The following is a 14,684-nucleotide window of genomic DNA, read 5'->3' on the forward strand; positions in this document are numbered from 1 at the left end:
GGCCTGCACCCTATACGTGCGGGTATAAAAATACACTTTATTCGGAAAGATGCAACAGCAGCACTTTCTGCCGGTCTGAAACGGTTTTGATCTATACTTAAAAATTAGCTATCCAGGGACAAAGCTGGCTTGTGTACCAGAAAGGCCGCAAAGCAGCAAAAGCAGCAGACAGCAGGTATATTTTTATGCTTCTTTCAGCAGTGTCAGGCATTATCAAGTATGATGATAAGTATAAGGATGATGGGCAGGGAGATCACGCTGTACGATTGCTGCACGGTTTGTCGGGGGTAAAGGATGGGTTAGATTTTAATTTAACAACTAATCTCCTTCAATGAGATAGGCTGGCGCAAAAGCAGGCCGGTTCATGTGCCATTCGCTACACTGCTGCGCTCTTGCGGAAACAGGACAGAAGGCATGCGATTGGATACTCTTCAGTTTAAATTTTAACAGGCCGGTAGGGCGGTTGCAAATTCCTTTAAATATGACTAAACTTAAGTCGGGGTCTGCTCCAGCTATACTTCCGCCATTATTTTCCCGGCGGGCCGGAACCATTCGCAGGTAAGATCCCTTTCGCCTAAATACATCATTGTTTCTTTCTATACTGCCACTATGCGCCCTGAAAGATGGATTTTATTTGTGTTGCTTTTCCTGGGTGCCCGTTTGCAGGCGTTTGCGGCCTTACCCGAGCAGTATAGGTTCTCCCTGATCGATATTAACAGCGGCCTGTCCAACAATCAGGTCAAGTGCTTTTTAAAAGACACTAATGGCTTTCTGTGGATCGGCACGGCCGCCGGCCTTAACCGCTACGATGGCTACAAGCTCAAGGTGTTTACCTACCACTCCAACGACACCACCTCGCTGGGGAGCAATGATATTCTGAAGCTTTCCGAAGGACCCGATGGCCGCATCTGGGTGCAGACACCGCAAGGAACGAACGTGTATGACCCCGCCACAGAGACGTTTTTGCGCAGCCCCAACCAGCTGCTGCTGCAGTATGGCATTCCGGCCGGCCCTGTGCGCGATATCCTGAAAGACAAAGAAGGATACTTCTGGTTTGCGGTGGCCGGGCAGGGGCTTACCAGGTATGATGCGCGGCGGCATACTTCGCGCCGCCTTAAACATACTTTCCCAGCAAAAAGCAGCCTCAGCACCGATTATGTTTCGGCAATGGGCCAGACCACGGCTGGCGATCTGTGGGTGGTGCACAGCAACGGCATATTGGAGCGGCTCGACTTGAAAACGCAGCAGGTAGTGGAACGCAGCGATGCCATTTACCGGAAGTATAGCCAGGAAATGCGCTCTTATGCCCTCACCCTAGACAGCGACAATGATTTGTGGCTGTATGCGCGCGAAAAGGAAAGCGGCGTATACTTCTACAACCAGGCTGCTAAATCGCTTGAGCACTTCCATAAAAACGCTGCCCGCCTGCCGTTAAACAACAACCAGGTACGCGGTATAGCCGAGGCTGCCAAAGGCAGGATCTGGATCGGCACCGACCATGGCGGCATCAACGTGATCGATAAAAAAAACATGACGGTGCAATACATCCGCCGCAATGAGGAAGTGGCCAACAGCCTGGCCCATAACAGTATCAATGCGCTTTATAAAGACCCGGAAGGCATTATCTGGGTCGGCACGTTTAAAAAGGGCGTCAACTACTACCATCAGAACAATATCCGGTTCCCGCTCATCAGCCACCAGGCGTCTGTAAAGGAAAGCCTGCCGTTTGATGATGTGAACGTGTTTGTGGAAGATGACAAAGCTAACCTGTGGATCGGCACCAACGGCGATGGCCTGCTTTACCTCGACAGGGCCACGGGCGCTTATACCCGCTACCGGCACGATGCTACTAACCCCAACAGCCTCCCGAATGATGTGATCGTGAGCCTGCTGCTTGATAAAGACAAAACGCTCTGGGTCGGCACTTACCTGGGTGGTCTGGTAAAGTATGACGGGCGCACGTTCAAACAGTATAAAAACGATCCTTCGGACCCCGCCAGCTTATCCGATAACAGTGTGTGGGAGTTGTACCAGGACGGGCGCGGCACCGTCTGGGCCGGGACGCTGCACGGTGGTCTGGAGCAGTATGACCCGAAAACAGACAGCTTCCGGCATTCGGCTAGCAGCGGCGGCGAATACCCGGTCCACTGCGATTATGTGTCGTCCATTACCGAAGATAGCCACGGTAACTTGTGGGTGGGTGGCGGCAATGGCGTGGACGTGTTTAACAAACAAACCGGCAAGAGTACCTACTTTTACCATGATCCGCGCAACCCGAAAAGCCTTGTCAGCAACAACATCACCTACATCCGGCGCGACCAGCGCAATAACATCTGGGTCGGAACGGCAGAAGGGCTGGACCTTTATAACGCGCAGGACGGTTCTTTCCGCCATTTTACCACCGCCGATGGCCTGCCCAGCAACACCATTGTAGCCATATTGGAAGACGACAACCGCAACCTGTGGCTGAGTACGCCAAACGGCCTGAGCAACCTGGTGGTTCGCCATCAGGGCGGCAGCGACCAGTATAGCTTCCGGAACTATGATGAACTGGATGGCCTGCAGGGGAAAGCCTTTAACGAGAATGCCGCTTTAAAAACAAGCAAGGGCGAACTGCTTTTCGGGGGGCCGAACGGCTTTAACCTGTTCCGGCCGGAGCAGATCCAAAAAAATACCCTTGTGCCCCGCATCGTGTTCACCGACTTCCAGCTTTTCAACAAAAGTATCCCCATCAACAGGCCGGTGCAGGGCCGTGTCATTCTGCCCAAAGCCCTGTCCGATACCCGAAGCATCACGCTGAAGCATGACGAAAATGTTTTCTCGATCGAGTTTGCCGCGCTGAACTTCTTTCATCCCGAAAAAAACAAGTACCGCTACCAGCTCGAGGGCTTCGACAAGGAATGGCATACAGTAGACAATAGCAACCGCCGCGTAACGTACACCAATCTGGACCCGGGCGTGTATACCTTCAAGGTGATGGCCGCCAACAACGACGGCGTCTGGAACAAAGCGGCTGCCAACATGACAATTGCGGTGCTGGCGCCTTTCTGGCAGACAAAAGAAGCCCTGGTGCTTTACGTTATACTGGCCGCTGTGCTTCTGGTGCTTGCCCGTAAGCTGGAGCTGCACCGCGCCGAGACCAAATTCTTACTTGAGCAGGAGCGGCGCGAAGCCCGGCAGCTGCATGACCTCGACCGGATGAAGATCAAGTTCTTCACCAACATGAGCCATGAGTTCCGCACCCCCATCACGCTGATCCTGGCGCCCATCGAGAAGCTGCTCAAAACCACCACCGACCCCGGGCAGCAGCAACAATTCCAGATGATCAACAAAAATGCCCGGCGCCTGCTGCACATGGTAAACCAGCTGCTCGATTTCCGGAAGATCGCCGTGGAGGAACTGGGTCTGAATGCGTCGGAAGGTGATGTGGTGGCGTTTGTATCCGAAACGGTACAGTCGTTTAGTGATTTGTCGGATAAGAAAAATATCCCGCTGACGTTCACCTCCGGTCTCAAGGAACTGCAGACCTCGTTTGATGCCGACAAGCTGGAAAAGGTGTTGTTCAATCTGCTCTCGAATGCCTTTAAGTTTACGCCTGACGGGGGCCGCATTGATGTGACGCTTGCTTGCCACGACACGGCCTCCTTGTCGGAAGGCCTGAAGATGCTGGAAATAAAAGTGAAGGACACCGGCATTGGCATTGCCCGCGAAAACCACCAGAAAGTATTTGAACAATTTTACCGCGAAGTGTTGCCACCACACCTTGTCAACCAAGGCAGTGGCATCGGCCTGGCCATAACGCATGAATTTGTAAAAGTACAGGGCGGCACGATCACCCTGGAGAGTGCCCCGGGCCTGGGTAGCACGTTTACTGTCACCATACCTGTAAAAGAGATTAGCCCGGTGGTGATGGTAGCCGAATACAGCGGGGAGACTATGACGGAGGAAAATGCTGTTGCAGTAGAGGAAACGGCGGGCGAGGGAGAAAGCAGCAAACCGCACCCTGCAGGGTTTGCTCAAGACCTGCCGGTGGTGTTGGTGGTAGAGGATAACGAAGACTTCCGGTATTACCTGAAAGATAACCTGAAAGGACATTTTAATATACTCGAAGCCCACGACGGCAAGGAGGGCTGGCAGAAAGCGCTGGCCTACCTGCCCGACCTGGTGGTGAGCGACCTGATGATGCCGGAAATGAACGGCATGGAGCTCTGTAAAAAGCTAAAAGGTGATTCCCGCACCCTTCATATCCCGTTTGTGCTGCTCACGGCGCATACGTCGGAAGAAAAAAAGCTCAAAGGCCTCAACATCGGCGCCAACGATTACATCACCAAGCCTTTTAATTTCGACCTGCTGCTCTCCCGCATCCGCAACCTGATCACGCAGCGCGAACTGCTGCAGAAGGTGTTCGAGAAAAAGATCAGCGTACAGACGAGCCAGCAAAACATCGTGTCGTTGGATGATAAGCTGATCCAGAAAGCGATCCGCTATGTGGAGGAGAACCTAGCCGATCCGGACCTGTCGGTTGAAGTGCTGAGCCGCGAACTGGGCGTAAGCCGCGTGCATCTCTACAAAAAGATGGTGGCCATCACCGGGCAGTCGCCGGTGGAGTTTATCCGCAAGATCAGACTGCAGCATGCAGCGCAGTTCCTGGAAAAGAGCCAGCTCACCGTAGCCGAAGTGGCCTACAAGGTCGGCTTTAACAACCGGAAATACTTTACCAAATATTTTAAGGAAGCCTACAAAATCCTGCCCTCGCATTACGCTGAAGCCCGGCAAAAAGCAGAACAGGACTAACAGTTGATTGCTAGAATTTCTTAAAGCTGAACGGCCCGTCCGTTCAGCTTTTGCTTTTATTGCACAAGTATAAGGACAGGTATAAACCATCCGCTTTCCGAGCCGCTGTTTTTGCCGGGTGTTCCTGTGCAGGCGTGTATACTTTGTTTTTTTAATTTCCAAACCTCCCTGAAAAGGCAAATGCTACCTGCTTCCGGAAAAGGACGTACAGGATGTTAACAAATGGTTCTTAAATCGGAAACATTTGATACCCCTTTCTTTAAGTCCTTGTTTGTAAATTGGTTCCGGATATTTTGCTCCTCAACCGGAGCGAAGGCAACTCTTTCAATGCACGTATGAAATCAAAAAGTACCCTCGGTCTGCTGCTGCTCCTGGCGTTTTCCGCTTTTGGCGGTCCTATCAAAGGCTTTAAAAAAGTAGCCGATGGTGTAGTGGTGGAACTGGAAAAAGCCGATGCCGCCTCGCCCCAGTTTGTAAAGCTGCAGGTGGTCTCCGATCGTATCGTGCACGTGACAGCCTCGCCCGCACAGCTGCCCACTGAAAGCAAAAGCCTGATGGTGGTGCACACCGGCAAAGCCACCACAGACTGGCAGCTGACCGAAGACAAACAAGGCCTGCTGCTTACCACAAAGCAACTGCAGGCAAGAGTAGCGGCCGCCACTGGCGAGGTAACATTTCTCGATGCCCAGGGCAAGGTGCTGCTGCAGGAAGCCACCCAAACCGACAAAGCCTTTACGCCGGTAACGCTTGATAAAGATCAAAGCTATCGCTTGGAGCGCTCCTTTAAAGCGGCCGACGGGGAAGCGTACTACGGTTTGGGCCAGCACCAGGCCGGCCTGATGAACTACCGCGGCTGGCAGGTGGACCTGACGCAGTATAACTCGGTAGCGGTGGTGCCTTTTATGGTTTCCAGCCGGAACTATGGCATTCTCTGGGATAATAATTCGATCACCAAATTCGGGGATGTGCGCCCCTATCAGCCGCTCTCCACGTTCAAGCTTTACACCAAAGACAACAAACCCGGTGGCCTGACGGCAACGTACACTTCCGATCCCAAATCCGGGAAGGCGCCCATTGTGCGCCTGGAGAACGATATCAACTATGAGTTTTTAGAAGATCAGAACAAATTTCCGGAAGGCTACAAGCTGGAAGGCGGCCACGTGACCTGGGAAGGGTTTATAGAGCCGGACGCAAGCGGGGAGTTTCATTTTTCGATGCCGGCCTCCGGTTACCTCAAAGTATGGATCGATAGTGAGCTGCTGCTCGACCGCTGGCGCGAAGCCTGGAACCCGGGGCTATCAGTGTTTACGCAGGAGCTGACCAAAGGCCGCCGGCACCCTTTCCGGATCGAATGGAACCCCGATGGCGGCCAGTCCTACATTGCCCTGCGCTACCTGACGCCGCAAACCCCGGAAGAGAGAAGCAGGGTGGCCTTTGCCTCCGAAGCAGGCGATGCCATTGATTATTACTTTGTGCAGGGCCGCAACCTGGACGATGTGATCAGCGGCTACCGCACCCTGACAGGCGCTGCGCAGGTGATGCCCAAATGGGTGATGGGTTTCTGGCAGAGCCGCGAGCGCTACAAAACGCAGCAGGAGCTGCTGGATGTGGTGCAGGAATACCGCCGGCGCCACATCCCGCTCGACAACATTGTGCTGGACTGGTCTTACTGGAAAGAGGACCAGTGGGGCAGCCACGAATTTGATGCAAGCCGCTTCCCTGACCCGGACGGCATGATCCGGCAGCTGCACGACAAGTATAATACCCATTTCATGATCTCGGTGTGGCCCAAGTTTTACCCGCAGACTGCGAACTACAAAGCCATGGACCAGCAGGGCTTCCTCTACAAGACAAGCATCAACGAAGGGATAAAAGACTGGATCGGCAAGGGCTATGTTTCCACGTTTTATGATGCCTTTAACCCCGACGCCCGCAAGCTATTCTGGCATCAGATCAGCGAAAAACTGTACAGCAAAGGGGTGGATGCCTGGTGGCTGGATGCGTCCGAACCCGATATTTTGTCTAACTCCTCCATTGCACACCGCAAAGCCCTCATGAACCTAACCTACCTGGGGCCGGCAGAGGAGTACTTTAACGCTTATGTGCTGATGCAGAACAAGGCCATTTACGAAGGGCAGCGGGCCCAGAACCCCAACGAGCGGGTGTTTATACTTACCCGCTCGGCTTTTGGCGGCTTGCAGCGCTACGGCGCCGCTACCTGGAGCGGCGATATTGCGGCGACCTTCGAAGAAATGGGGCGCCAAATCCCAGCTGGGCTCAACTTCTCACTTTCCGGCCTGCCTTACTGGACGACCGATATCGGCGGCTTCTTTGTGGAAAACAAGTATGACCGGCCCGATCCGAAAGGCGAGGCGCTGGAAGAATGGCGGGAGCTGGAAACGCGCTGGTACCAGTATGGCGCCTTTATGCCGCTGTTCCGCTCGCATGGCCAGTACCCGTACCGCGAGGTGTTCAATATTGCTCCGGAAGATCATAAAGCCTACCAGTCGATTGTATACTATAACAAGCTGCGTTACCGGCTGATGCCTTACATTTACTCTCTGGCAGGGCAGGTATACCACCACGACTATACCATCATGCGGCCGCTGATCATGGATTTTGGCACCGATAAGAACGTGCTGAACATCGGTGATCAGTATATGTTCGGGCCTAGCCTGCTGGTAAACCCGGTGCATACGGCCAAAGCTGTTTCGCGGCCCGTTTACCTGCCAGCCGGTACCAACTGGTATAACCTCTACGACGGCGCTTATGTGCAAGGCGGCCAGCAGATCCAGGCCGCAGCGCCTTACGAGCGCATGCCGCTCTTTGTAAAAGCAGGGGCCATCCTTCCGTTCGGGCCCGAAATAGAATATACCGGCCAGAAGGCAGCCGATACGATCACACTGTATGTATACGGCGGCCAGGACGGCCAATTTGAACTCTACGAAGACGAGAATACCAACTATAACTATGAGAAAGGCAAGTTTGCTAAAATCCCGATCACCTATACCGAGGCTACCAAAACACTGACCATTGGCAAACAGCAGGGGGACTTTGCCGGTATGCTCCAAAACAGGACCTTTCATGTGGTGTATGTGAGCCAGAACAAGCCGCAGCCGCTCGCCTTCGATGCCAAGCCAGACCAGGTGATCAAGTATAGCGGGAAAGCGAAAGCTGTAAAACTGAAGTAAGCCAGGTACTACGTGCCGGAGGAGTAAAGTAAAAATAAGGTGAGTTTTTTTCCGGATGGCGGGCGGTGTGCTGCTTCCCGCCATCCCTTTCCTTGCCTGACACCGACAGTATGCTTGGCTATACTTGCAGAAGCGAAGGAGCAGGTTGCCGGAACGTCCTTATACCAGAAAATGATGCGTACAAAGCAGTATATCTATACTTTACTCCTGGCCACCTTGGTAAGCCTGTGTGGCTGCAAAACAACGCCTATGCAAGAATCCGTGCCAGCAGAAACCCGGGAAAGAACAGGCTTTGATAAAGGCTGGTTGTTTCATTTGGGCGATGTGGATAACGCCGAGCAGCCCGCGTTTGAGGCGGCCGGCTGGCGTGCGCTGAACCTGCCCCACGACTGGAGCGTGGAAGGCTCCTTCAGCCAGCACAACCCGGCCGGAACGGGCGGCGGCGCGCTGCCCGGCGGCATTGGGTGGTACCGCAAATCGTTTCAGGTAGAGGAGGCCGACAAAGGCAAGCTCTTTTTCATTGATTTTGATGGCGTATACACCAACAGCGAGGTCTGGGTGAACGGCCACTACCTGGGCAAGCGCCCTTACGGCTACAGTTCCTTCCGCTACGAGCTCACGCCATATTTAATGTATGGCGGCCAGGCCAATACCATTGCCGTGAAGGTGGATAATGCCCAGCAGCCCAACTCCCGCTGGTATTCCGGCTCGGGCATTTACCGCAATGTATGGCTGGTGAAAACTAACCCCGTTTACGTCGACCACTGGGGCACGTTTGTCACTACGCCGCAGGTAAGCGGGCAGTCCGCTCGCATCGCCATCAACACTACTATCCGCAATCAAAGCAATCAGAAAAGCAGCTATACGTTGCAGACACTGGTGTATGATGCCGCCGGAAACGAAGTAGCCACCGCAACAACCGAAAACCTGCCACTGGCCGACAGCACCACCCGCGTAGACCAGCAACTTACAGTGACGAACCCGACGCTATGGTCGGTGGAGCAGCCATACTTGTACAAAGTGGTGTCGCTGGTAAAGCAGCAGGGCAAGGTGATCGACAGGTATGAAACACCGTTGGGCATTCGCTATTTTGAGTTTGATGCGGCAAAAGGCTTCTCGCTGAACGGCAAGCCGATGAAGATTCTGGGCGTGTGCAACCACCACGACCTGGGTGCCCTGGGAGCTGCCGTAAACACACGGGCCTTGGAGCGGCATCTCGAAATTTTACGCGGCATGGGCGTGAACGGCATCCGCACCTCGCATAACCCGCCCGCGCCCGAGCTGCTCGACCTTTGCGACAGGATGGGCTTTATTGTGATGGACGAGGCCTTCGACATGTGGAAGAAGGAAAAGAACAAGTATGATTACAGCCACTCCTGGGACGAATGGCACAAACGGGACCTGCAGGATATGGTGCTGCGCGACCGAAACCACCCGAGTGTATTTATCTGGAGCATCGGCAACGAGATTCCGGAGCAGTGGGACAGCATCGCCGGGCCGCAGATCACCAAAGAACTGGCCGCTCTCGTAAAAGAACTGGACCAGACACGCCCCATCACCTCGGCGCTGAATGATCCACAGCCCAAAAACAACATCTATACTTCCGGCGCTTTAGACCTGGTGGGTTTCAACTACCATCACGAGCTCTACAAGGATTTCCCAAAGAACTTTCCGGGGCAGAAGTTTATCGCCACCGAAACCACCTCGGCGCTGGCCACGCGCGGCACCTACAGCATGCCATCCGACAGCATCCGCCGCTGGCCGATGCGCTGGGACATCCCCTTCAGCGGTGGCAACCCGGATATGACCATTTCAGCCTACGACAATGTGAGCACGCCCTGGGGCTCCACGCACGAGGAGACCTGGAAAGTGATTAAAAAGTATGATTTCCTGTCGGGCATGTTCATCTGGACCGGCTTTGATTACCTGGGCGAACCCACGCCTTACGGTTGGCCGGCGCGCAGTTCTTATTTTGGCGTGGTAGACCTTGCCGGTTTCCCGAAAGACACTTACTACATGTATAAAAGCGAGTGGACAAACGAGCCGGTACTGCACGTATTTCCGCATTGGAACTGGCAGCCAAGCAAAACCGTGGATGTATGGGCCTACTATAACAATGCCGACGAGGTGGAGCTGTTCCTGAATGGCAAGTCCATGGGTATCCGGCAGAAAAAGGGCGATGACCTGCACGTGATGTGGCGCCTCAAATTTGCTCCCGGAACGTTGCGGGCCGTATCGCGGAAAGATGGAAAAGAGGTGCTGACGCAGGAGGTCAGAACGGCGGGTGCGCCAGCCAGGATTATACTCGAGGCAGACCGCAGCAGCATCAAAGCCGATGGCAAAGACCTCTCGTTTGTGACGGTTCGCATCGTGGACAAGGATGGCGTGGAAGTACCTGATGCCAACAACCTGGTGCACTTTACCCTGGAGGGCCCAGCAAGTATAGCCGGAGTGGACAATGGCCTGGAAACAAGTATGGAGCCGTTTAAAGCTAACCAACGCAAGGCGTTCCATGGCAAATGCCTGGCCATCGTGCAGGCGCAGGAAGCGGCAGGGGAGGTAAAGCTGACCGCCACCTCCGAAGGCCTGGAATCCGCAACCATCCTTATCAGCCTAAACCATGAAGCAAAATAATACCTGTTCGATATATTTGAATTCCTGATAATTCCCTGAAAGTATGAACTATAAAAATGAGTTATCTGCCTTAAACCGCCTGTTTGCAGCCTGTGTGGTGCTCGGCGCATTGGTCCTGGCGGGGCCCGCCCGGAGCCAGACCACCTTGCTGGAACTCCGGGACCTTTCCGCTTTCCGGAGCCCGGGCAAAAGCTGGCAGCTGGCCGGCGATGTGGCGGCCGACCTTGCCAAAGAAAACAAGCTGACCATAAGCAAAGGCACGGGCGTGCTGGTGAACCTGCCGGGCCGCAAAGCCGCCGGCAAAGACCTGCTGACCAACCTGGAACACGGTGATGTGGATATCGAGCTGGACTACATGATGGCCAAAGGATCTAACTCAGGCATTTACCTGCAGGGGCTTTATGAGGTGCAACTGGCCGATAGCTGGGGCGAAACAAAAGCTTCTTCAGCCAGCAACGGCGGCATTTACGAACGCTGGGACGAAAGCCGCCCGCAGGGGCAGCAGGGTTTCCAGGGCTATGCGCCGCGCCAGAACGTAAGTCGCGCCCCGGGCCTGTGGCAGCACCTGAAGATCTCGTTCCAGGCGCCCCGCTTTGATGCGAGTGGCCGGAAAACAGAAAATGCCAAGCTACTGCGCGTCGAGCTCAACGGCATTCCGGTGCAGGAGAATGTGGTGCTTTTCGGGCCTACCCGTGGGGCCAGCAGCAACCAGGAAGTAGCCAAGGGGCCCCTGCGCATCCAGGGCGATCATGGTGCAGTGGCTTTCCGCAACATCAAACTCACCACCTATAGTATGGAGCGCCTTCCGCTCACCAACCTGACCTATACCCTTTACCCCGGCCGCTTCGACAAAGAGCCCGCGTATGCTACTTTGCCGCCTGAGGCAAAAGGACCTTTATCAGTGATGACCTCCGGGATGCCGGCCAAAACCAAAGAATATCTGATCCGCTACACGGGTACGCTGCACGTGAAAACGCCCGGCGCCTATACCTTTAACATCAACACGCCCGGTGGCTATGGGATGGTGAAAGTGAACAACCAGCAGGCCGTGCCAATGAAAGAATGGAACGGCAAAGGCACGGTAACCTTACCGGCCGGTGAAGTGCCCCTGGAGGTCGTATACTCCAAATCCATGGATTGGGCGAAGCCCGCCCTGGCGCTCTACGTGTCGGGCCCCTCGCTCCGCGAATACCTGATCAGCGACAAGGAAGCAGCCATGGCCGATGTGGTGGATCCCATTCTAGTGGATGCGCTGGAGAAACCCATCCTCCGCAGCTTTATGGACCTGCCTGATGGTCAGCGCGTAACGCATGCCGTGTCGGTGGGCAGCCCGGCGCAGGTGCATTATACTTATGATGCCGACCATGGTGCCCTTGTGCAGGTATGGCGCGGGCAGTTTTTGGATGCCACCCCGATGTGGCATGAGCGCGGCGACGGCTCTGCGCGGGCGCTGGGCGCGGTGCAGCACCTGGGCAAACCGGCGCTTTCTGTGGCAAAGCTCCCATCTGAGCAGGCTGCCTGGGTAACCGATACCACCGGCAGCGCTTTCCGCCAGAAAGGCTATAGCCTGAATGCCAAAGATGAACCCACTTTCAAATACCGCATCTACGGCGCTGCAGTGCAGGATGCGATCCATGTGCTGGAAAATGGCCAGGGCCTGCAGCGAAGCATCAGCATCCAAAACCCGGCAGCTGGCCTGTATGTGCGCCTGGCGCAGGGCAAGCAGATCGGGGAAATGGCTAAAGGCCTCTACCAGGTAGATGATAAAACCTACTATGTGCGCCTGGATGATGCCGCTGGTGCCAAACCGATTGTGCGTACGGTGGCCGACGGGCAGGAGCTGCTGGTGCCGGTGCGTGAAAAACTGACCTATTCCATTCTTTTCTAGAACGTATAGTATGAAGAACAGCAGAAACAACATCTGGAAACGCCTGCTGCTGGCAGCAGGGCTGGTGGCCGGCTTTAGCGCGCAGGTACAGGCGCAGGAATCGCCGATGGAGGAGGATTTTTTTAAGATCATGCGCGTCAGCTCTCCCGAAGGCACTTTGCTGGAAGTAGGCGGGCTGGTGGTGCTGCCGAACGGCGACCTGGGCATTTCAACCCGGCGGGGCGATATCTTTATTGTGGAGAACCCCACCAGCGCGCGCCCGTTCTTCCGCAAGTTTGCCTCCGGCCTGCACGAGGTGCTTGGGCTGGCTTACAAGAACGGCTCCCTGTACTGCGCCCAACGCGGTGAGCTCACCAAGCTCAGCGATACCAACAACGATGGCAAAGCCGATGAGTTCGAAACCATCTATGCCTGGCCCTTATCGGGCAATTACCACGAATATAGCTTCGGGCCAAAAATAGCGGCGGATGGCTCATTCTTTGTTACCGCTAATCTGGGCTTTCCGGGTGACTGGTGGCATGCGCAAAGTATGGCACCCATGCGCGGCTGGATGATGCACATCACCGAAGACGGCAAAATGGAGCCCTGGGCAGCGGGTTTCCGGTCACCGGCCGGCCTGGGGATGGTAGATAGCGAGCTGTTTTACTCCGAAAACCAGGGCGATTGGGTGGGCTCGGGTGGCGTGTGGCATATAAAGAAAGGCGCCTTTATGGGCCATCCGGCCAGTTTGCGCTGGACAAGTATGTCCAACTCGCCGCTGAAGCTAAAGCCCGAAGACATTTATGCCAAAATAGACCCGCGCCTGGACACCGGTAAAAACGGCGAGCAGGTAAAGCCCGAGAACCGGGAAGGCGATAAGTATGTGACGCGGTTGGATGCCAAAAAGGACTTTCCGGACCTGCAGCTGCCGGCCGTGTGGCTGCCGCATGGGGTGCTGGGCATTTCCAACTCCGAGGTGATCAAAATACCCGAAGATCACTTCGGTCCGTTTGGCGGGCAGTTGCTGGTCGGTGACCAGGGAATGAGCCTTATTTCGCGGGTGTTTCTGGAGAAAGTGAACGGGGAGTACCAGGGCGCTGCTTTTCTGTTCCGAAGCGGGTTTCAGTCGGGGGTGCTGCGCATGGCCTGGGCTAACGACGGTTCTCTGTTTGTAGGCGAAACCAACCGGGGCTGGGGCTCAGCCGGCGAGGCCAACGAAGGCTTGCAGCGCCTGGTCTGGAACAACAAGGTGCCGTTCGAAATGCGTGCCGTACGTGCCATGCCCGATGGCTTTGAAGTGGAGTTTACCATGCCGGTCGATAAAAAGTCGGCCCAGAACCTGGCTTCTTATGCCGTGGAGAGTTTTACCTATAAATACCACGCTGTGTATGGCAGCCCCGTGGCTGATAAGAAAACAAACGCTATTAAAGGTGTGAAACTATCCGACGACGGGATGCGCGCGCGCCTGGTGGTAGAAGGCTTGCGGCCCGGTTACGTGCACCTGCTCAAGCTGGAGGGGGTGCGTGCCCGCGATAATTATTATACGCTTGTTCATCCGAATGCCTACTACACGCTTAACAGCATTCCGGCAGGGCAAAAGCTGTCTGCAAACGAAGTAAGTACTATAAACTCGGCAGCCGGAAAGCAGGCAAAAGCGACTTCCGCAGCAAAGACAACAGGCAAAGCGAAAACCACCGGAACCGCCGCCCCGTCGAAAAAGGCAGCCGCCGCTCCGAAAGAGGCTCTGACCTTTGAGGCGGTAAAGCCGCTGCTGGCCAAACATACCTGCCTCTCGTGCCATAACACAGACAAGCGCCAGGTAGGACCCGCTTTCCGGGAGGTAGCCAAACGCAAGTATACCGACAGCCAGATCGTAGCCTTGATCCATGAACCCAAGCCAGAGAACTGGCCCGACCACAGCACACCCATGCCGCCGATGCCGCAGGTGCCGCAAAGCGATGCCCTGAAGATCGCCTCCTGGATCAACTCGCTGAACAGTAAGTAATCAACTTCTATAATTAATTGTAGCAGTATTTGCCAGGTGCACTGATGACGATTTTTTGTTTGAGCGTTCAGCGAGTTCAAAATCGTCTTGATTCTTTTGCCTACTTTTCTCATCAAGGAGAAAAGTAGGGCCTCGCCGGCAAGGCAGAAAGCCTGCTAGGTGCTTAGGAGTAAAAACAGACGTTTATTCCTTT

5 protein-coding genes are annotated in these 14,684 nt (G+C 54.8%); all 5 read left to right on the forward strand.

Annotated features, from left to right (window positions below):
- Positions 1-609: 609 nt before the first annotated feature.
- The 5 genes from LWL52_RS02155 to LWL52_RS02175 all read left to right on the forward strand — a co-directional run bounded on the left by LWL52_RS02155 (position 610) and on the right by LWL52_RS02175 (position 14,491).
- The gene (locus LWL52_RS02155) at positions 610-4,794 is read left to right on the forward strand and encodes a hybrid sensor histidine kinase/response regulator transcription factor (RefSeq protein ID WP_242916483.1); all 4,185 of its coding nucleotides are present in this window, start codon (positions 610-612) and stop codon (positions 4,792-4,794) included.
- A gap of 335 nt (positions 4,795-5,129) precedes the next feature.
- Complete coding sequence (locus tag LWL52_RS02160; RefSeq protein ID WP_242916484.1) at positions 5,130-7,985, forward strand: TIM-barrel domain-containing protein; 2,856 nt, start codon at positions 5,130-5,132, stop codon at positions 7,983-7,985.
- 171 nt (positions 7,986-8,156) lie between these two features.
- A complete protein-coding gene (galB, locus tag LWL52_RS02165) occupies positions 8,157-10,619 on the forward strand; it encodes a beta-galactosidase GalB (protein WP_242916485.1) in 2,463 nt (820 codons plus the stop codon).
- 43 nt (positions 10,620-10,662) lie between these two features.
- On the forward strand, positions 10,663-12,507 hold the full coding sequence (locus LWL52_RS02170; RefSeq protein ID WP_242916486.1) for a 3-keto-alpha-glucoside-1,2-lyase-like domain-containing protein: 1,845 nt from the start codon (positions 10,663-10,665) through the stop codon (positions 12,505-12,507).
- Between the two features lie 10 nt (positions 12,508-12,517).
- The gene (locus LWL52_RS02175) at positions 12,518-14,491 is read left to right on the forward strand and encodes a c-type cytochrome (protein WP_242916487.1); all 1,974 of its coding nucleotides are present in this window, start codon (positions 12,518-12,520) and stop codon (positions 14,489-14,491) included.
- The last annotated feature ends 193 nt before the right edge of the window (positions 14,492-14,684 follow it).

It is taken from the genome of Pontibacter liquoris (genome assembly GCF_022758235.1).
In the GTDB taxonomy this organism is placed as follows: domain Bacteria; phylum Bacteroidota; class Bacteroidia; order Cytophagales; family Hymenobacteraceae; genus Pontibacter; species Pontibacter liquoris.